General features: G+C 34.1%; 20 protein-coding genes. 8 read left to right on the top strand and 12 right to left on the bottom strand.

Translation table 11 applies throughout. The features are described 5' to 3' along the window. Positions 1-25: 25 nt before the first annotated feature. Entirely contained in the window at positions 26-1,543 is a 1,518-nt protein-coding gene (gpmI, locus tag AC2H4K_RS03990; protein WP_493742861.1) for a 2,3-bisphosphoglycerate-independent phosphoglycerate mutase, read from the bottom strand. 264 nt (positions 1,544-1,807) lie between these two features. On the opposite strand from gpmI, the gene AC2H4K_RS03985 reads away from it, so the two are divergent. Continuing rightward, on the top strand, positions 1,808-2,203 hold the full coding sequence (locus AC2H4K_RS03985) for an ankyrin repeat domain-containing protein (protein ID WP_493742860.1): 396 nt from the start codon (positions 1,808-1,810) through the stop codon (positions 2,201-2,203). A gap of 120 nt (positions 2,204-2,323) precedes the next feature. After that, a complete protein-coding gene (locus AC2H4K_RS03980; RefSeq protein ID WP_493742859.1) occupies positions 2,324-2,749 on the top strand; it encodes a GNAT family N-acetyltransferase in 426 nt (141 codons plus the stop codon). A gap of 2 nt (positions 2,750-2,751) precedes the next feature. On the opposite strand, the gene pepE is transcribed toward AC2H4K_RS03980, so the two are convergent. Further along, positions 2,752-3,459, bottom strand: a complete 708-nt coding sequence (gene pepE / locus AC2H4K_RS03975; protein ID WP_493742858.1) for a dipeptidase PepE — start codon at positions 3,457-3,459, stop codon at positions 2,752-2,754. A 145-nt stretch (positions 3,460-3,604) separates the two neighbouring features. Between pepE and AC2H4K_RS03970 the strand changes: the two genes are divergently transcribed. From AC2H4K_RS03970 to AC2H4K_RS03945, 6 genes are all read left to right on the top strand, one after another. Continuing rightward, a complete protein-coding gene (locus AC2H4K_RS03970) occupies positions 3,605-4,420 on the top strand; it encodes a carboxypeptidase-like regulatory domain-containing protein (RefSeq protein WP_281138495.1) in 816 nt (271 codons plus the stop codon). Further along, entirely contained in the window at positions 4,407-5,219 is an 813-nt protein-coding gene (locus AC2H4K_RS03965; protein ID WP_281138494.1) for a peptidase associated/transthyretin-like domain-containing protein, read from the top strand. Before AC2H4K_RS03970 ends, AC2H4K_RS03965 begins: the two co-directional genes overlap by 14 nt. Before the next feature lie 45 nt (positions 5,220-5,264). Further along, on the top strand, positions 5,265-5,771 hold the full coding sequence (locus AC2H4K_RS03960; RefSeq protein WP_281138493.1) for a DUF6702 family protein: 507 nt from the start codon (positions 5,265-5,267) through the stop codon (positions 5,769-5,771). Positions 5,772-5,834: 63 nt separating this feature from the next. After that, the gene (locus tag AC2H4K_RS03955; RefSeq protein ID WP_281138492.1) at positions 5,835-8,132 is read left to right on the top strand and encodes a M1 family metallopeptidase; all 2,298 of its coding nucleotides are present in this window, start codon (positions 5,835-5,837) and stop codon (positions 8,130-8,132) included. Between the two features lie 97 nt (positions 8,133-8,229). Next, on the top strand, positions 8,230-8,520 hold the full coding sequence (locus tag AC2H4K_RS03950) for a Sec-independent protein translocase subunit TatA/TatB (protein ID WP_281138491.1): 291 nt from the start codon (positions 8,230-8,232) through the stop codon (positions 8,518-8,520). Between the two features lie 110 nt (positions 8,521-8,630). Further along, positions 8,631-10,142 carry a S8 family peptidase gene (locus AC2H4K_RS03945; RefSeq protein WP_281138490.1) on the top strand — a complete coding sequence of 504 codons (1,512 nt, stop codon included), beginning with the start codon at positions 8,631-8,633 and terminating at the stop codon, positions 10,140-10,142. A 55-nt stretch (positions 10,143-10,197) separates the two neighbouring features. On the opposite strand, the gene AC2H4K_RS03940 is transcribed toward AC2H4K_RS03945, so the two are convergent. The 10 genes from AC2H4K_RS03940 to kynU form a co-directional block, all read right to left on the bottom strand. Beyond that, positions 10,198-10,839 carry an O-methyltransferase gene (locus AC2H4K_RS03940; RefSeq protein ID WP_281138489.1) on the bottom strand — a complete coding sequence of 214 codons (642 nt, stop codon included), beginning with the start codon at positions 10,837-10,839 and terminating at the stop codon, positions 10,198-10,200. Positions 10,840-10,862: 23 nt separating this feature from the next. Next, positions 10,863-11,096: a hypothetical protein gene (locus AC2H4K_RS03935; protein WP_281138488.1), complete on the bottom strand. Its 234-nt coding sequence runs from the start codon at positions 11,094-11,096 to the stop codon at positions 10,863-10,865. Between the two features lie 60 nt (positions 11,097-11,156). After that, entirely contained in the window at positions 11,157-12,245 is a 1,089-nt protein-coding gene (locus tag AC2H4K_RS03930; protein ID WP_281138487.1) for an amidohydrolase family protein, read from the bottom strand. Positions 12,246-12,325: 80 nt separating this feature from the next. After that, on the bottom strand, positions 12,326-12,862 hold the full coding sequence (locus AC2H4K_RS03925) for a 3-hydroxyanthranilate 3,4-dioxygenase (RefSeq protein WP_281138486.1): 537 nt from the start codon (positions 12,860-12,862) through the stop codon (positions 12,326-12,328). A 141-nt stretch (positions 12,863-13,003) separates the two neighbouring features. Next, positions 13,004-13,786, bottom strand: coding sequence for an SDR family oxidoreductase (locus AC2H4K_RS03920; RefSeq protein WP_281138485.1), 783 nt, complete (start codon positions 13,784-13,786; stop codon positions 13,004-13,006). Positions 13,787-13,819: 33 nt separating this feature from the next. Continuing rightward, positions 13,820-14,137 carry a GIY-YIG nuclease family protein gene (locus tag AC2H4K_RS03915; RefSeq protein WP_281138484.1) on the bottom strand — a complete coding sequence of 106 codons (318 nt, stop codon included), beginning with the start codon at positions 14,135-14,137 and terminating at the stop codon, positions 13,820-13,822. 36 nt (positions 14,138-14,173) lie between these two features. Further along, the gene (locus AC2H4K_RS03910) at positions 14,174-15,613 is read right to left on the bottom strand and encodes an aldehyde dehydrogenase (protein WP_281138483.1); all 1,440 of its coding nucleotides are present in this window, start codon (positions 15,611-15,613) and stop codon (positions 14,174-14,176) included. Between the two features lie 77 nt (positions 15,614-15,690). Next, entirely contained in the window at positions 15,691-16,104 is a 414-nt protein-coding gene (locus AC2H4K_RS03905) for a RidA family protein (protein WP_281138482.1), read from the bottom strand. 12 nt (positions 16,105-16,116) lie between these two features. Beyond that, the gene (locus AC2H4K_RS03900) at positions 16,117-17,520 is read right to left on the bottom strand and encodes an FAD-dependent oxidoreductase (protein ID WP_281138481.1); all 1,404 of its coding nucleotides are present in this window, start codon (positions 17,518-17,520) and stop codon (positions 16,117-16,119) included. Between the two features lie 70 nt (positions 17,521-17,590). Beyond that, positions 17,591-18,859: a kynureninase gene (gene kynU, locus AC2H4K_RS03895; protein WP_281138480.1), complete on the bottom strand. Its 1,269-nt coding sequence runs from the start codon at positions 18,857-18,859 to the stop codon at positions 17,591-17,593. Between the last annotated feature and the right edge of the window lie 76 nt (positions 18,860-18,935).

The raw sequence follows: 18,935 nt of genomic DNA, 5'->3' as shown, positions 1-18,935 counted from the left end.
AGGCAAAGGTACAATAATAACAACCTTATACAAGGCTGTGTTGTGTCATTGCTTCCGGTTGAGGAATACCAATAAGTTTTAATACTGTTGGAGCAATATCACCTAAAATACCGTCTTTAATTTCTTTTAAATCTTTATCAATTAAAATTACAGGAACCGGATTTGTAGTATGAGCTGTGTTAGGTGTGCCATCAGGATTTATCATGGTTTCACAATTGCCATGATCTGCAATTAAGATTGTTGTATAATTGTTTTCTAATGCTGTTGTAACAACATCTTTTACACATTCATCAACCGCTTCACAAGCTTTTATAGCAGCTTCCATAACACCTGTATGACCAACCATATCTCCATTTGCAAAATTTAAACAGACAAAATCAACATCTCCCTTTTGTAATTGAGGTACTAAGGCATCACGCAGTTCGTAAGCGCTCATTTCTGGTTGAAGATCATAAGTGGCAACTTTTGGTGAGTTTCTCAAAATTCTTGTTTCACCATCAAAAGGTTCTTCTCTACCTCCTGAAAAGAAAAAAGTAACATGAGGATATTTCTCTGTTTCAGCAATTCTAATCTGCTTTTTGTGATGCTTTTCTAGGACTTCACCTAAGGTTTCGGTGAGGTTGTCTTTATTAAAAACAACGTTGATGCCTGTAAAACTGTCATCATAATTCGTCATAGTAACGTAGTGAAGATTTAGCTTATGCATGTTATATTCATGAAAATCTTCCTGAGATAAAACTTGTGTTAATTGTCTACCTCTGTCCGTTCTAAAATTGAAGAAAATAACAACATCATCATTTTTAATCGTGGCTTTAGGATTGTCATTATCATCAACAATAGCTAAAGGTTTTATAAATTCGTCTGTGACATCATTTTCGTAATTTTCTTGAATAGATTTTAAGATGTTGGTAGTATGGTCTCCCTTACCTTCAACCAAAGCATCGTAAGCTAGTTTAACACGTTCCCAACGTTTATCTCTATCCATGGCGTAATAGCGCCCTGTTACAGTTGCAAGTTTGCCAGTAGTTTTTTCTAAATGATCTTCTAGATCGGAAATAAAACCGTAACCAGATTTAGGGTCTACATCTCTACCGTCTGTGAACGCATGTACAAAAACATCCTCTAGACCGTAATCATTAGCGGCATCTATGAGTCCAAACAAATGATTGATGTGTGAATGTACACCACCATCACTTACTAAACCTAAAAGGTGAACATTTTTGTTATTTGATTTAGCATACTCAAAGGCATTTTTTAAGACTAGCTCATCTTGAATAGTTTTGTTTTTAACCGCAAGATTTATCTTCACTAGGTCTTGATATACAATGCGTCCAGCACCGAGATTCATGTGTCCAACTTCGCTGTTTCCCATTTGTCCTTCAGGTAAACCAACATGCAACCCATCTGTTCTAAGGCTTGCATTTGGGTATTGTGTGTAAAGAGCATCTATAAATGGAGTTTCTGCATTGTCTATAGCTGAGACTTTAGGGTCAGGAGATTTACCCCAACCATCTAAAATCATTAAAATAACCTTTTTGTTCATGAGTGAATTTTTAACATATCAAAGATAACATATACAACACTATTACAAATTTGTTAACCGAAAAAATTTAAGAGATTAACTCTATTTTAAGTTTTAGTAAAGTAGTAATAATGAGGGTTGAAGCTTTTGTGAAAGCATTAACATATTTGTTTTCAAAGCGTTAAAAAAATGTTATAAAATTTTTGAGGGTGTAACAGAATAAATTTTATATCGTCTATTTAGTATATCAAAAAACAAATCAATTAAATTTTAAAATCTTTCATCATGAAAAAAACAGTAGTAATTTTAGCTTTAGCATTGGGCTTTTCAATCAGTAATTTAAATGCAACAAACGAAGTAGAAATTTCAAATTTTGAAAATGTAGCGGTAAAACCAGTTGAGGTTAGTCCGCTTTGTAAAGCAGTAGCCACAGGCGATATGGACGTAGTAAAAAACTTCATTGAAGCTGGTGCAGATTTGAATGTGAAATCTAACGGTATGATGCCGCTTCATTATGCTGCAAAATATAATCGTGTAGATATGATTAAAGTGTTAATTACAGCAGGTGCAAAAGTTCATAGCACTTGTGATAAAGGCTTAACACCTTTAAGACATGCACAGAAAGCAAAGGCAAAAGATGCAGAAATGTTTCTTAAGCGTTTTAAAAGAACAGATGTCTAAGGATTAGACAATTATTTGAGTTAGTTAGTTAAAAAAAGCGCCTCATTGAGGCGCTTTTTTATTTATAAAATTATAAACCTTTATTAATTTAGTGTTTAGGATATTATATAGTTTTTAATTATGGATTATCATTTCAAAATTATTTCAAATGAGGACTTGGAAAATATAGTTCCGCTAATTTTTAAGTTGAATGAAGCTAAGATTAGTGAAGAGTTATTAAAATCACGATTCGAGGAAATAAAATATCAGAATTACAAATGTGCTGTGATATTAAAAAATGATATTATTATTGGTGTTTGTGGTATGTGGTTCTGTACCAGGCATTATAGTGGAAGGTCTGTTGAACTAGATCATGTTTACATAGAGCCAGAATTTAGAGGTAATGGTTTAGGTAAGCAATTTATGGCTTGGGTACATGATTATGTTAAACAACAAGGATGCCAATCCATAGAGTTGAATACCTATGTAAGTAATCATCCTTCACACAAGTTTTATTTTAATGAAGGTTTTGAAATCTTAGGATATCACTTTCTGAAGAGAATATAATTTTACTTCAGAAAAGCTAAATCAGAATTAGTTTCTATTTCATAAGGGGATTTCCTATATTCAAAAATTCTAGCTTCAAGGTTACCTCTTAAAGTTAGTTTTTCATCTTTTACTTCAATCCAACTACCTTCTCTAAGACCAATAACGGGTTGTGTATTATAGGCATGAAATTCCTTAATACGTGTTTCTCTAGTTTCTCCCATGTGTGTACTGCCAGGAATGGGATCTAAATAGTGAGGGTTGATATTAAAAGGAACAAAACCCAAAGTTTTAAAACTTGGTGGATAAACAATAGGCATATCGTTAGTAGTATTAATTGTAAGTCCACAAATATTGCTTCCGGCACTTGTACCAAGATATGGTATGCCATTATTCACGACATTTTTTATGGAAGAAAGGACATCATTTTTATATAGTTGTGAAACTAAAACAAAAGTATTACCACCACCAACAAATATACCTTTAGCATTCTCAATAGCATCTTTTGCATTTTCAAATTCATGAATACCTTTTACCGTTTTTCCTATTTTAAGAAAGGCCTCACTAGATTTTGAGGTGTATTCATCATGAGAAATACCACCAGGTCTTGCGTAAGGAATGAATAAGATTTCATTAGCATTTTTAAAATGTACTTTAAGTTCATCTAAAAGATACTCTAAATAACCACTTCCATGTATTGTAGAAGTACTGGCAATTAATATGGATTTCAAAATATTAGGTTTTATTTTTTTCAAAAATACAAAGTACAAAAGACTTTTTTAGAATATCCGTTTACGGTTTTAACAAACATTTATCAAGGTATTGCTATGAGATTTAAAGAATATATCCGAAATTTATTACAATAAAACCAACATAATGAAAAATACACTACTCATATTATTTACTCTCTTATCCATTTCAGTTTTTGCTCAAGAAACAGAGAGGTTTCCTGTCAATGGAAGAATTATTGTTTCATCACCAGATAAGGAAGGGGTAACGGTTTTTAATTTATCATCAAATAAAGGTACAGTCACAGATGAAAAAGGTGATTTTAAGATAAATGTTGCTGTTAATGATATCATTGAATTTGGCGCTTTGCAATTTCAGGATTTTAAAGTTACAATTACTGAGGATGTAATAGAGTCTAAACAACTTACAGTGATTTTGGTAGAAGAAGTTAATAAGCTAGATGAGGTGGTGCTCTTGCCTTTTGGTTTAACAGGAAATCTTGGGGCAGATCTTGAAAATGTAAGAACCTATAACGTAAGTTTAGATGATGTTTATTTTGGATTAGATCATATTGAAGATTTTGAGTTCTCGGCAGACTATAAAACGGAAGCGGAAAACGTTGCATTTAATGAGTATAATCCAGGAATGGAACACATGCTTAACCTTGTAAACCTTGCTGGGTTTTTAGTAAGTCAGGTAGCAGATATTGAAGAGAAGTCTAAAACAAAAAAAGAAAAAGAACTAAAAAGAACTCCATTCAAACAGGCTTTAGATAATTATAGTATTAATTACATCCACAACAATTTTGATATACCTCTAGAAAAAATAGGTGAGTTTATTGATTATGTGGAAGAGCAAGGTATTGATGAAGAGCTTTTAGAAGAAGACAAAGAAATACAATTCTTAGAACGTATTACCCAACTCAGCAAATCTTTCCTAAAAAAAGAAGGTGATAAAGATTAAAAAACTTCTCGTTTTACTGTTGTTTTTTTTTATTTCTGTTGGTAATGCTCAACGGAAAGAAATAAATGGACAGCTAGAAGCTAATGACGAAGTTGAAGGCATACATATTTTAAATCAAACTGCTTCAAAATATACGGTATCAGAAGAGGATGGGAGTTTTACCATTGTGGCAAAGGCTTCAGATACCTTGTTTATTTCTAGTTTAAAATATCAAAACAAACAATTTATCATCACCGATTCTATCGTCAATTTAGGATATTTCAAAGTGCAACTCACCGAAGCAATTAATGAACTTAGAGAGGTTATTGTAGGTAAGATTTTGACAGGAAGTTTGCAGTCTGATCTAGAAAACTCAGATGCAGAAACAGAAATTAATTTTTACGATTTAGGAATTCCAGGTTACAAAGGCAAACCGTTAACGCAAAATGAACGTAAGCTCCATGATGCGGATAGTGGACCAATAGGTTCAATAAATGGAGGTCCTTTCGGCGCTGGAGTTTCTCTTAACTTACATAAAATACTTAACACAGTAAGTGGAAGAACTAAAAAACTCAAGGAAATAGTAGCTTTAGATGAAGAGGAAAAATGCATAAGCAGGCTAAGAAGAGAATATGAAACAGCTATTTTTGAAACCGATACTTTAGCCGATAATTTAAAGAATGAATACTTTATGTTTTGTCAGGAAGATGATGGGTTTAAAGCGTTATGTTACGAAAACAACGACCTCAAAGCCATAGATTTTCTAAAAGCAAAGTTAAAAGCTTACAAGAAAAATAGAGAATCCGCTGTTAAAGAGTAATTTTGGAATGTTTTTTGGATTTGCTTAAAAAATCAATTTTATAAAATGAAATTACTTCAAATAGCTTTTGCTTTTTTCTTAATGCCTTTGCTTACATCTAATGATATTCAGCATGAATACTATGTAAGTGTTACAGAAGTTGAGTATGTAAAAGATCAAAGATCTGTACAGATTATCAGTCAAATATTTATTGATGATTTTGAAAAGCTTCTACGAGAACGCTATGATGAAGACATCATTTTAGCACCAGACAACAAAGCAGAAGAAATCAAAGCATATATAAAACGTTATTTGGAAGATAAACTTCAAGTTAAAGTTAACGGTCAAAAACTAAGTTTCAATTATATCGGGAAAGAATATAAAGATGACATTACCTATTGCTATCTTGAAATAGAGAATGTTTCTGACGTAAAGACCATTGAGATAACAAATAAGGTTTTGTTTGATATACTTCCTGCTCAGCAAAATATTGTTAGGATAAAAGCTTTTGACGTCAATAAGAGCTTTCTACTTATCCCAGACAATGATGAATGCATGTTAAACTTTGATTAAAAAAACGTTAAAAACGCCTTAAATAATTATTTTAGGGCTCATTTTTTAAACAAAAAATTTCATATGAAAATTTTCAACTATTTTCTGTGTGCTTTATTTTTAGTTTCAGCAAGCACATATGCTCAAGATGAGACAAAACCTGAACGTAAGCCGGGTCATACTAACCAAAACAAATTCAAACAGTTGTATGATGAGTTTGCAACTCCAAACATGTTTAGAACAGGTTCTGGTGCGCCAGGTCCAGCTTATTACCAGCAACAAGCAGACTATAAGATGGATATTGAAATAGATGATGATAACACAAAATTATATGGTGATGAGACCATTACTTACACAAACAACTCACCAGACGAATTAAAATATCTTTGGGTACAGCTAGATCAAAATATGCGTGCCAAAGATTCTAAAACACCTTTAATAAACTCTTCTGGTATTGGCCCAGCTACAACATCTTCTAGAGCTGTAAAAACCTATTTAGAAGAACCTTTTGATGGTGGTTTTAACATTGAACATGTAAAAAATGTTGATGGTAAAGATTTAGCATACACAATTAATAGAACCATGATGCGTGTTGAGCTACCAAAACCAATGAATACAGGTGATAAATTTTCTTTTAAAATTAAATGGTGGTATAACATTAATAACCATGTTGAAGATGGTGGCCGTTCAGGTTATGAGCATTTTGAAGAAGACGGTAATAATCTGTATACCATAGCGCAATTTTATCCACGTATGGCAGTCTATAATGATGTTGAAGGTTGGCAGAATTCTCAGTTCTGGGGTCGTGATGAGTTTGCTTTACCATTTGGTGATTTTGATGTAAACATTACAGTACCTGCAGATCATATTGTAGACGCTACAGGTGTTTTAACCAATAGAGAAGAAGTTTTTTCTAAAGAGATGATGAAGCGTTACAAAAAAGCTCAAAAATCTTATGATAATCCTGTAATGATTGTAACTGAAGATGAAGCGATAAAAGCAGAAAAATCTAAAAGCAAAAAGAAAAAAACTTGGAAGTTTTCAGCTAAAATGGTGCGTGATTATGGTTTTGCAACGTCAAGAAAATTCATTTGGGATATGATGGCTGTAAAAATTGGAGACAAGGATGTTATGGCTGTGTCATTATATCCAAAAGAAGGTAATCCGTTGTGGGAAGAGTGGTCTACAAGAGCTGTGGCGAGTACTTTAAAATCTTATTCACGTATGACGTTTGATTACCCTTACCATAAAGCCATTTCTGTAAATACACCAATGGGAATGGAATATCCTATGATTTGTTTCAATTTTGGTCGTGCAGATAAAGATGGTAACTATTCTGAGAGAACTAAATATGGAATGATCAGTGTAATTATTCATGAAGTTGGGCATAATTTTTTCCCAATGATTGTGAATAGCGATGAGCGTCAATGGACATGGATGGACGAAGGTTTGAATACATTTGTTCAGTATGTTGCAGAACAAGATTTTGGGGAATGGAACCCTACAGCTTTATCTGAAGGTCATGATAAATATCCTTCTCGTAGAGGTCCAGCAAAAAATATTGTAAGATATATGGGAGGTGATCAAGATTACATCGCGCCAATTATGACGAAAGGTCTTAATACCTACCAATTTGGAAATAATGCTTACAGTAAGCCTGCAACAGGGTTGAATATCTTAAGAGAAACCGTAATGGGACGCGATTTATTTGATTATTCATTTAGAGAATACGCACAACGTTGGATGTTTAAACACCCAACACCAGAAGATTTCTTCCGTACTATGGAAGATGCTTCAGCAGTTGATTTAGATTGGTTCTGGAGAGGTTGGTTCTATACTACAGATTATACAGATATTGGTATTAAAGAAGTAAAGAAATTTGCAGTAACATCTAAACCAAACGATAATGGTACAAGGTTAGCAGAGCGTTATAATATCGATCCAAATTCATTAGTGTATTTTATAGGTGAAGGAGAAGAAGGTTATGATGATGCTATCAAGAACGCTGAAACAATGGAAAATCTTCCGACAGTAAAAGAATACATCATGGATAATTTTACGCCAGAAGAACAAAAGGCAATCAAAGAAACTCCAAAATACTTCTATCAAGTAACTTTTGATAAACCAGGAGGTTTGGTAATGCCGCTTATCGTTCAGTATGAATATGCTGACGGTTCTAAAGAAAAGATAACATATCCTGCTCAGATTTGGAGACTAAATGATAAAGAGGTTAGTAAAGCTATTGCTTCTGAAAAAGAAATTGTATCTATTACTGTAGACCCTGATTTAGAAACTGCTGATGTAGATACTTCTAACAACTCATGGCCAATAGAAGAGAAGGAAAGCGACTTTGACAAGTTTAAAAATAAAACAGAAGACTAAGAAGTAGTCCAAGTAATAATAAAAGTCGACTTGTTAAAGTCGGCTTTTTTGTTTTATAGATATCGTTTTATTCATAAACTCACTATATATTTGCAACGTGATACACTTAACAACATTCTTATTCATCGGAAGTACCGAAATTATATTTATACTCTTTATAGTAGTATTGGTTTTTGGTGCAGATAAAATTCCTGAAATAGCCAGAGGTCTTGGTAAAGGTATGCGCCAATTAAAGGATGCTACTAACGACATAAAGCATGAAGTTACCAAAAGTGCTAAGGAGAGTAACATCATGGATAATGATACAACTAAAGAAATCCAAAAGGAAATTAATAAGGTAAGAGATGAGATAGAAGATTTTTCTGGTTCTATCAAAAGAGAAAAATAATTCTATATTCTTAAAATAGAATAACATAAAATACCGTATTCGTAAAAATACATTCTTTGAGTTGGTAAATATTTAATATATTTAGAGAATAACCATCTAAATCATATTAAATGAAAAAACAAAAACTCAGCCTACTTGCATTAGTATTACTTACTATTTGGGCTTGTACAAAAGATGAATCTGTTTTTGAATCGGATTCTTTAGATTCAAAAGAACTTCAATTTTCAAAAAAGCCGCTTTCTATTGAGGAAATAAACTCCAAAATTTCCCAAACAATCAAAAAAACAGGAGACTTTGATTGGAGTAAACAAAACGAACACTTTTTGTGGAGCGCTGTCACTCACGGACAAAACATCTTAACTATTGGCTATGGAAACAAAGGTCAAAGCTTTAGTGAAACAGAAGATTCAGCTCTAGAACGAAAAAAAGAGGAAATTATAAATACGGTTTTAAAGTTTGAAGATACGCCTAAAGCTAAGCTAAGGCTTGTTGAGCATGAAATTATTACTGTAATTGATGTTGAGGTAAAAAACATTGAAACTATCATAGCACTAAGGAAAAATCCGTATGTAAGGTATTTAGAACCTAATGGTTACAACCACTATTCAAATAGCATAGCTAAAAGTAGTTCAGGTTGTGATAAAAATGCTGATACTATAAATTCTTCGCATTACACAACAGTGGCACCAAATAATGCTCAAGTGTCTTGGCATTTTAATGAGCATAACATCCAACAAGCTTGGAACTATACTACAGGTTCTGGAGTAACTATTGGGTTGATAGATACTGGTGTGTCTCAATCACAATCCTTATTGAATTCTAGCGGTTTTAACGATGGCTATTCTAACGGACGCTTTGTGCAGAAGTATGGTACTTTTATAGATTCTGCGTGGTGGTGGAGTAGTAATTATGACGGTCCGCACGACAAATGTGGTCACGGAACCGCTATGGCTTCTACAATGGCTGCGCCAAGAAATGATAATGGCATGCCAGTTGGTGTAGCATACAATGCCAATTTAGTAGCTTATAGAGCAACTGAAGATGTATTATTGAATGATTACCACGAACGAAAAGGCGTTTCAGCAGCTTTAACACAATTAGGAAATAGAAATGATGTGAAGATTATTTCTATGTCTATAGGTTATGTTTGGTCTATAGGAAATATTAAAGATGCGGTGAAATATGCTTACAGTAAAGGTAAACTCATTTTTGCCGCAGGCGGAACTTCTACAAGTTTTACAAATGGTTTTGGTGTGATTTTTCCAGCTACGATGAGCGAAACAGTTGCAGTGACTGGAGTTGATGATGGGCCAAATTATGAGAGATGTGAAACTTGCCATAGTGGAAGTAAAATTGATTTTACTATTATTATGGAAGGTGATAATAATACAAGTAAAGCTCCTCCTGTTTTAGGGTTTTACAATGGACAGCGTCGTTATACTGGTGGATCGTCTGTAGCTACAGCAACTACGGCTGGTATTGCAGCTTTAATTTGGTCGAGATACCCAAGTTGGTCTAGAACGCAAGTTTTAAACAGATTAAAGCAATCAGCGGAATTCTACCCAAATAAGAATGGTAGTTTTGGCTATGGAAATATTGATGCTCTGCAAGCGGTGCAGTAAGTTAAACCAATCAAAAATTAAAAAGAGCTTTGTGTTATTTTACAAAGCTCTTTTTTTATTTCTTTCGGCTAATTGTTAAACCATCTCGTATAGGTAATAAAACAGTTTCTACACGCTCATCGGATTTTAAAAGTGTATTATAGTCTAAAACTGCTTTAGTGGATTTGTCCTTATCGTTTAATGGTTCTACAACTTTTCCATGCCACAATACATTATCAGAAAGTATAATACCTCCAGGATTAAGTTTGTTAATTATAAGGTGAAAGTAATTACTGTAATTAGGCTTATCAGCATCAATAAACACTAAATCGAAAGACATGTCTAAACTAGGAATGATATCTAAAGCATTTCCAGTATGTTGTATGATTTGTTCTCCAAATCCAGATTTGTCAAAATATTTACGCTGAAAATCATGAAGTTCTTCGTTAATATCAATAGTATGAATTTCACCATCTATTTGTAAGCCTTCAGCTAAACAAAGTGTAGCATAACCAGTAAAAGTACCTAACTCTAATATGATTTTTGGTCTCACTAATTTAGAAATCATGCTTAGAACCCTACCTTGATAAGGTCCAGAAAGCATAATAGGTTGCAAAATTTTCTGATAGGTTTCTCGAGTAAGCTCTTGTAATAATTGAGGTTCTTGCTCAGAATGTTCTACAACATAGTGGTCTAATTTTTCAGGTAAGAAAAACATAAAAAATAATAAAAGAAAAGTTTTTATTCGGCAGTTTCTTTTTCTGGAAGTACCGCTTCTTCTTGAGGTTGATCTTCTGCAGGTTTGCCCACAAAGAAGAGAACAGCACCTAAAACAACAAGACCTATTTTTATGGCCCAAGCCGCAGTATCTCCCCAAGAATAAATCCACATAAGTATTGTAGGAACTCTGTCAAAAAAGTCTAGAACAATAGCAAAAAGGCCAAAAAAGACCATGTAACCTCCAAGTTTTTTCATGATAAATGATTGTTTGATTAGGTTCTAAATATAGAAATTATTGTCAGAAAAATAACCTTATCAAGATAAAATACGATTAATTAGCTTGTCCTTGGCCACTTCATCATCTCCACATAGCCATTGTATTACGTTGCATTTCCAAATGGCATTTTGTTCTTCTTCATTTATAATTTTTCTTTCAAATGCTAAATCCAAAATTTTTCCAGGATAAGAAGATTGTTTGGCACTTTCCATTTCACCTAATGGATAAGGATCGTCAAGACCCATAATAACTTGTTTGTAGCCTTGATTTTTTATCAATAGCTCTAATGAACCTGTATCATGTACCAAAGTATCAAAGAAAATATTTTTATGACCCACCGCTTTTCTAGGATGTTTTTTACCTTCAAATAAATCTGGTCTACCATCAAATCCTTGAATACGACGACCAAGGTTTATTTGTGCTAACTGTCCACCATGAGCAAAACAAACGCGCATATTAGGGTACTTTTCATAGTACCCATTTAAGGTTAGAAAGTGATACGCATCTGCGCATTGTGCTAACATCCATATTAAATGGAAACGCCAAGATGTGTTTTCTAATTTTATGAATTTTTCACCATCATAAGGGTGGATTTCAACAGCTAAATTATATTTGTTAGCCAGTTCAAAAATTGGTTCGTTTTCCTCATCAAAAATGCAACGCCAAGTTCCAATAGTATCCATATAATGTGTAGGAAGGCAAAGTAGTTGTAAACCAAGTTCTTCAACACAACGTTCTATTTCCCAACAAGCACCTCTCACAAAACCAGGGTGTACTACAAAACCACATGTAAATTTACTTGGATTGTCGTGTTGAATGCGAGCATTAAAATCATTCTGAAAACGCAACGCTTGCTTCATTTCTTCCAAACGCAAACCATTACCATAAAGTTGGGATAAATTTAAAACAACAGCATGATCTATTTTAAAATGCTCCATCCAAGCCAACTTCTCATTTAAGAAAAAACTTGAGTCTGTAATTGGTCTGTTCCAATCTTTTTGAAGCATGAATTTACGATCTTTATCAACCCAGAAAATCCCTTTATCTTTCATGAATTCAGGAATTTCTTCAGGATAAGGAAGAAGGTGAGAATGACCGTTAATTCTTAGTTTACGTTTGTTTTCCATGTCTGTCATTTCTGCCAAGGCAGGAATCTTTTATAAATTAAATCGTGCTTTTTTTATCGCTTTTTTTTGAAAGAACAATATTATTCTTCTAATTGTACTTTTTTAGGTGGTTCCATAACAGAGCCACAATTAGGGCAAGTACGTTTTTCTTTATCACCATAATACTTGTCGAAAATTTTAGGCATATCGGTTTCGATATTATCTAAAGTAAAATCTTCTTCGTATAATTTAGTTGTACAACTTTCGCAGAACCAAAGTAAGGCATCTTGTACACCTTCTTCACGAGGATATTCTATCACCAATCCAACAGTGTTTGCTCCACGTTGAGGTGAATGCGGAACTTTTGGTGGTAACAAAAAGATTTCACCTTCTTTTATATAAATATCTTTTGGTTCACCGTTATCAATAACTTTTAAAGTAATATCACCTTCAACTTGATAGAAAAATTCTGGTGTTTCGTTATAATGGTAATCTTTACGGCTATTTGGTCCGCCAACAACCATCACAATAAAATCACCATCTTTCCAAACAACTTTATTGCCAACAGGTGGTTTAAGTAAATGACGGTTTTCTTCAATCCATGCTTTAAAGTTAATCGGAGGATATAATTTACTCATAATAAAAGCCCCTTTTTAATTTCCCCAAAGGGGAAAAACTCATCCGGGAATAGAGTTTTGTTATAAAATAATTACTGATATAAAGATATGGTATTTTTTGCTCAATCTATTCCTTCCTTTTGAGAAGGTTAGGATGGGCTATTATAAACTTTTTGTTCTTCCACCATCAACCGGAAGGTTAATTCCGTTTATATAACTCGCTTTTTCGCTTGCTAAAAAGGTGATTGCAGCAGCTAATTCTTCTGGTTTAGCAAAACGTTTTGCTGGTACAGCACTTTTCATAGCGTTAGCAGATTCTTCTTCTGTTTTACCAGTTTTAGCACTTTTGTTTTTAATGATTTCGGTTAAACGTTCTGTTCCTGTTGCTCCAGGTAATACGTTGTTTACGGTAATGCCAAACTGACCAAGTTCATTAGCTAAGGTTTTACTCCAGTTAGCTACAGCACCTCGAATGGTATTGCTTACACCAAGTCCATCTAATGGCTGTTTTACAGACGTTGAAATTACATTAACAATACGTCCATAATTTTCATCTTTCATAAACGGAACAACCGCTTGTACTAATACATGATTACATTTTAAATGCTGTGTAAAAGCGCTTTCAAATTCTTCAATTTTTGCATCAAAAACTGGTCCGCCAGCTGGTCCGCCTGTATTGTTTACCAACACATGAAATCCGTGATTGTTTTTGATGTAGCTTTCAACTTTTTCTTTCAATTCCATCGGATTAGAAAAATCGGCAACAATATAATCGTGATTTCTGTGTTTTGGTAATTCGGCTAAAACTGCCTTTAGCTTGTCTTCGTTTCTTGCTACTAGTGTGATATTTGCACCTTCTTCAGCTAAAGCTAAAGCAGTTGCTTTACCAATACCTGCTGTGCTACCACAAACTAGTGCGTATTTGTTGTTTAGTTTTAAGTCCATAATTTTGTCTGGTCGAGCGCAGTCGAGACCTACTTAACTGTTCGGTTTAAAATTAGAATGTGTTGCATTTCTACATTCGGCTAAAATTTGCAACAAATTATACTCTCCAATAGCTAAAGCAAATTTCTTTTTTGCACTCCATTTTTTTATTTTCTTTTCAAAATATATTGCTTGTTCTACATTGTTAAACTTTTGTTGAAATATTAATTCTAAAGGTCTTCTTTTATATGTAAAACAGGTTTTGTTTAATCCCTTTTGATGCTCTTCAAACCGTCTAGAAATATTATTTGTTATTCCAGTATAAGTTAAACCATCTGAACATTTCAATATGTAAACAAAATACGTTTTCATAATTAACCTCTCGACTGCGCTCGAGGCGACATCAAATTAATACTTTATACACACATTTTTAGCCTCAGTAAAAAAGCGTAAAGCTTCAAATCCACCTTCGCGACCAACTCCGCTTGCTTTTACACCACCAAAAGGCGTGCGTAAATCGCGCATCATCCAAGTGTTTACCCAAACAATACCTGTTTGTAGTTGGTTGCTCATTCTCATCGTGCGTTTTAGGTTATTTGTCCAAAGTGTTGCTGATAATCCGTATTTTACTTTGTTAGCCATGTTTAACACGTCGTCTTCAGTTTTAAATGGCATTATGGTAACTACTGGACCAAAAATTTCTTCTTGATTCACGCGACAATCGTCTGTTTTTACTTCGATAATTGTTGGCTGCAAATAGTAGCCGTTTTCGTAGCCTTCAACAGTAACTTCGTTTCCGCCATATAAAATATTTGCCTCTTCTTCTTTAGCAATTTCGATATAGCTTTTCACCTTTTCAAGATGTGGTTTTGAAACTAAAGCACCAATTTTAGTGTCTTTTTCAGAAGGATGACCAACTTTCAAGCTTTTTACTTTTTCTACAAAGTCAGTTTTGAATTTCTCGTAAATAGTTTCTTCTACAAAAATTCGGCTTCCGCATAAACAAATCTGACCTTGATTAGCAAACGACGAGCGTACGGTTGTACTTAACATATCATCATAATCGCAATCGGCAAAGATGATATTTGGGTTTTTTCCTCCTAATTCTAAAGACAATTTTTTAAACATTGGTGCTGCAACTTTGGCAATATGTGCTCCAGTTGCTGTTCCGCCAGTAAAACTAATGGCTTTGATGTTGGGATGCTCTACTATAGCTTGACCTGTCGTAGTGCCTAAACCGTGAACAATATTTAAAACGCCTTTGGGTAAACCAGCTTCGTTGCAAATTTCGCCTAACAAATAAGCCGTCATTGGTGTGACTTCGCTTGGTTTGGCAACGACGCAATTACCTGCCGCGATTGCAGGTGCTATTTTCCAAGTGAACAGATATAAAGGTAAATTCCACGGACTAATACAACCAACAACACCAATAGGTTGGCGTAGTGTATAATTTACAGCGTTTTGACCAACGCTTTCGTGGCTTTCACTTGCAAATTGGGTAATGGCATTACCAAAAAACCTGAAGTTACTTGCTGCTCTTGGTATATCGACCATTTTGGCGAGATTTACGGGTTTTCCGTTGTCCTTACTTTCGGCTTCTGCAAAACGGTCTAAATTGGCTTCTAATAATTCTGAAATCTTAATTAGAATTCTGCTTCGCTCTTCTAATGTAGTTTGACTCCAGCTAGGAAAAGCAGATTTAGCACTTTGATAAGCTTGCTCTACGTCTTCTTTTGATGAGTTTGGGATTTGTCCATAGACTTCACCATTTGAAGGATTGTAATTGTCAATCCACTTATTAGCAATGGGAAGATAGAAATCTCCGTTTATGTAGTTTTTGATGTTCATTCTTCTGTTTTGTCATTTCGAACGAATGTGAGAAATCACATAATGAGATGTCTCGACTGCGCTAGACATGACAGTTTTTATTCTTTTTTATAAGCCATCACCTTAATCTCAACCAATAAATCTGGATGTGGTAATTGGTGTACAGCAACAGTTGTTCTTGTTGGTCCAGTAGCTTTTTCAAAAAACTCAGCGTAGGCTTTGTTATAACCTGCAAAATCGTTCATGTTTACTAAAAAAGTGGTCACATCAACAACGTCTTTTAGACTTGCACCAACCGTTTGTAAATTTTTATCGATGTTTTTTAAAACTTCTCTAGTCTGTACTTCGATATCTAATTTTTTGGTGTTCATTTCGTCAATAAGTTCTACACCAGCAATTGTGTTGTCTGCTCGTCTTGAACTGGTTCCTGAAACGAAAATGAAATCGCCTACCACTTTTACGTGTGGATATGCGCCTCTTGGTGTTACTTTAGTTCCTTCGTTTGTATTCATAATATTTTTATCTTAATGATGCATTGTTTTTGCAACGTTGTCATCATCAATGATGTCGTTAGTTTTTTCTTGTACTATTTTTAATAAAACTGAAAGGTCATCATTTAAATCAATCTCGTTGGCTGCAATCATGTTTAAAATGGCTTTGTCTTGCGCACGACCTTTGGTCATAGCTTCGTTATAGCCAATATTTTCATTGAATGTGACCATCGAGTATTTTGAAAAATATTGCTCTGGGAAATGCTTTTCTAATTGCATTTCTAGCTGGCGTTTTTTCTTGAAAATTGGATTAGCAACATGATCTCGCATTTCGTAATAGTTTTCTTCTGCTAATTCGCCAATAGCATCTGCATCTGCTTTTCTAACCGATTGGTAGGTTTTAAAAATGGTTTCCCAATCGCCTTCATTTTTATCGATAATGCTATCTAAAACAGCAACATCTTCAAAAGAGGCATTCATTCCTTGACCGTAAAACGGAACAACAGCATGCGCGGCATCACCTAAAATTAAAGTTTTGCCTTGATAATGCCAAGGTGAACATTTTATAGTTCCTAACGCACCTGTTGGGTTGTTTGCAAATTCTTCAGCAATATTTGGAATTAGCGCTAAAGCATCCGGAAATTGCTCTTGAAAAAAGGCTTTTATTTTGTATTCAGTATCTAAATCTTTGAAATTATAAGTACCTTCTTCATGTCCTAAAAATAGGGTTACCGTAAAACTTCCATCTAAATTAGCTAAGGCGATAAGCATATATTCTCCTCTTGGCCAAATGTGTAAATAGTCTTTGTTGATTTGATGACTTCCGTCTTTTGCTGCAGGAATTTCTAATTCTTTGTAACCGTGCGTTAAGAAATTTTGAGAAAAACTAAACAAGAATTTACGCTGTAAAAAGTAGCTTTTTCTTAATTCTGAACCTGCGCCATCTGTACCAAAAATAACATCTGCAGTGACGTTAAATGTTTTTTTTGTGTTTCGGTTTACAAAATGAACGGTGTTTGTATCTAAATCTACTGTTTCACATTCTGTATTAAAATGAATGGTTAGATTGTCGTATTTATCGGCTTCAGTTAATAACATGCCGTTTAAATCGCCTCTTGAAATTGAGTTGATGTATTCGTTATCACGACCAGAATAGTTGGACGCAAAGGTGTTGCCTTCAATATCATGTATTAATCGGCCTTTCATAGGGATACAAATCTCACGAGCTTTATCTTCAACATCTGCTAAACGTAAAGCTTTAAATCCGCGATCTGATAAGGCAAGGTTGATTGATTTTCCTGCGGAAATGTCTGTTGTGCGTAGATCTGGTCTGCTTTCATAAACATTGACATTGTAACCTCTTTGTGCTAAACGTAGTGCTAAAAGTGAACCGCATAAACCTGCGCCAATGATTAATATGTTTTCTTTTTGTTTCATTATGTTAGTTGTCTGGTCGAGAGCAGTCGAGACCTTTTTTTGACCTCTCGACTGCGCTCGAGGTGACCGTTTAATTTAAAATTTCTTTCAACTTTTCAACCATTCTAAATACATCTTCAAAACTGTTGTAAAGTGGTACTGGTGCGCAACGAATCACATCAGGTTCGCGCCAATCTGTAATAATATTAGCTTTGGTTAATTTGTGATGTAAACTTTTATCGGCATCTTTAACTTGAATCGATAATTGGCAACCACGTTGTTTTGGATCTGTTGGTGTGATTATTTTTATTTTATCGTTGTTTAATTCATTAATTAAAAACTCAAAATAACCTGTTAGTTGTTCTGATTTTTTGCGTAAAGCTTCCATACCAACCTCATTAAACATATCTAAAGATGCTTTTATGGCAGCCATAGATAAAATTGGCGGATTACTAAGTTGCCAACCTTCGGCGCCAGGTGTAACGTCTAATGGTTGACGCATGTTAAAACGTGTGTCTTTGTTGTGACTCCACCAACCTGCAAATCGCTTTAAATCTTTATTGTGTGCATGTTTTTCGTGAACGAAAAGACCTGCTAAACTACCTGGTCCAGAATTTAAATATTTGTAAGTACACCAAGCTGCAAAATCGACTCCTGAATTATGTAATTCTGGTTGAATGTTTCCTGCGCCATGAGCTAAATCGATACCAACCATACAGTTTTTGGCGTGACCTAATTCGGCAATACGTTTTAAATCTAAATATTGACCTGTGTAATAATTAACACCACCAATTAAAAGCAAAGCAATCTCATCGCCTTGTTCTTCTAGGATTGTTTCTAAATCTTCAATGTTTAGTAATTCTTCGCCTTCGCGTGGTTTCCATTCAATTAAATCTTCATTAGCATCAAAACCATGAAAATCTAGTTGTGTTTGTACAGCATATCGATCTGACGGAAACGCATCACTTTCAATTACAATTTTATACTTGGTTTTCGTTGGTTGATAAAAACTAACCATTAGCAAGTGTAGGTTAGTGGTTAGCGTGTTCATCACTACAACTTCTATAGGTTTTGCACCTACAATTTTCGCCATACTTTCAGTCAAGAATTCGTGATATGGCATCCATGGGTTTTTGGCTTCAAAATGACCTTCTACACCAAGGTTTGCCCAATCGTTTAATTCTTGTTGAATGTATTTTTGTGTGCTCTTTGGTTGTAGTCCAAGCGAGTTTCCTGTAAAATATAACCAATCATTTCCGTCTTTGTCTTTTGGAATATGAAATTGACTGCGGTACTGCGCTAAAGAATCGTTTTGGTCTTGTATTTTTGCATAATTAAGACCTGTTTTATAGTCAGACAATGTGTTTTAGTTTTAGTTGATTTTTGTAATCTGAGTATAAAAATAAGGATAATTAGTGAGTGCTTAAAGACGTTTG

The sequence above is a fragment of the Winogradskyella sp. 266wxhm genome, from assembly GCF_058964685.1.
The sequence above is the reverse complement of the archived record's forward strand: the minus strand, read 5'-3'. Positions and strand labels throughout refer to the sequence as shown.

Coding starts and splice junctions, on each gene's coding strand:
- AC2H4K_RS03960 (WP_281138493.1), top strand. CDS start 5,265: ATGAAATTACTTCAAATAGCTTTTGCTTTTTTCTTAATGCCTTTGCTT.
- AC2H4K_RS03905 (WP_281138482.1), bottom strand. CDS start 16,104: ATGAATACAAACGAAGGAACTAAAGTAACACCAAGAGGCGCATATCCA.
- AC2H4K_RS03935 (WP_281138488.1), bottom strand. CDS start 11,096: ATGAAAAAACTTGGAGGTTACATGGTCTTTTTTGGCCTTTTTGCTATT.
- gpmI (WP_493742861.1), bottom strand. CDS start 1,543: ATGAACAAAAAGGTTATTTTAATGATTTTAGATGGTTGGGGTAAATCT.
- AC2H4K_RS03930 (WP_281138487.1), bottom strand. CDS start 12,245: ATGGAAAACAAACGTAAACTAAGAATTAACGGTCATTCTCACCTTCTT.
- AC2H4K_RS03945 (WP_281138490.1), top strand. CDS start 8,631: ATGAAAAAACAAAAACTCAGCCTACTTGCATTAGTATTACTTACTATT.
- AC2H4K_RS03900 (WP_281138481.1), bottom strand. CDS start 17,520: ATGAAACAAAAAGAAAACATATTAATCATTGGCGCAGGTTTATGCGGT.
- AC2H4K_RS03940 (WP_281138489.1), bottom strand. CDS start 10,839: ATGTTTTTCTTACCTGAAAAATTAGACCACTATGTTGTAGAACATTCT.
- AC2H4K_RS03920 (WP_281138485.1), bottom strand. CDS start 13,786: ATGGACTTAAAACTAAACAACAAATACGCACTAGTTTGTGGTAGCACA.
- AC2H4K_RS03985 (WP_493742860.1), top strand. CDS start 1,808: ATGAAAAAAACAGTAGTAATTTTAGCTTTAGCATTGGGCTTTTCAATC.
- AC2H4K_RS03955 (WP_281138492.1), top strand. CDS start 5,835: ATGAAAATTTTCAACTATTTTCTGTGTGCTTTATTTTTAGTTTCAGCA.
- AC2H4K_RS03910 (WP_281138483.1), bottom strand. CDS start 15,613: ATGAACATCAAAAACTACATAAACGGAGATTTCTATCTTCCCATTGCT.
- AC2H4K_RS03915 (WP_281138484.1), bottom strand. CDS start 14,137: ATGAAAACGTATTTTGTTTACATATTGAAATGTTCAGATGGTTTAACT.
- AC2H4K_RS03925 (WP_281138486.1), bottom strand. CDS start 12,862: ATGAGTAAATTATATCCTCCGATTAACTTTAAAGCATGGATTGAAGAA.
- AC2H4K_RS03970 (WP_281138495.1), top strand. CDS start 3,605: ATGAAAAATACACTACTCATATTATTTACTCTCTTATCCATTTCAGTT.
- AC2H4K_RS03980 (WP_493742859.1), top strand. CDS start 2,324: ATGGATTATCATTTCAAAATTATTTCAAATGAGGACTTGGAAAATATA.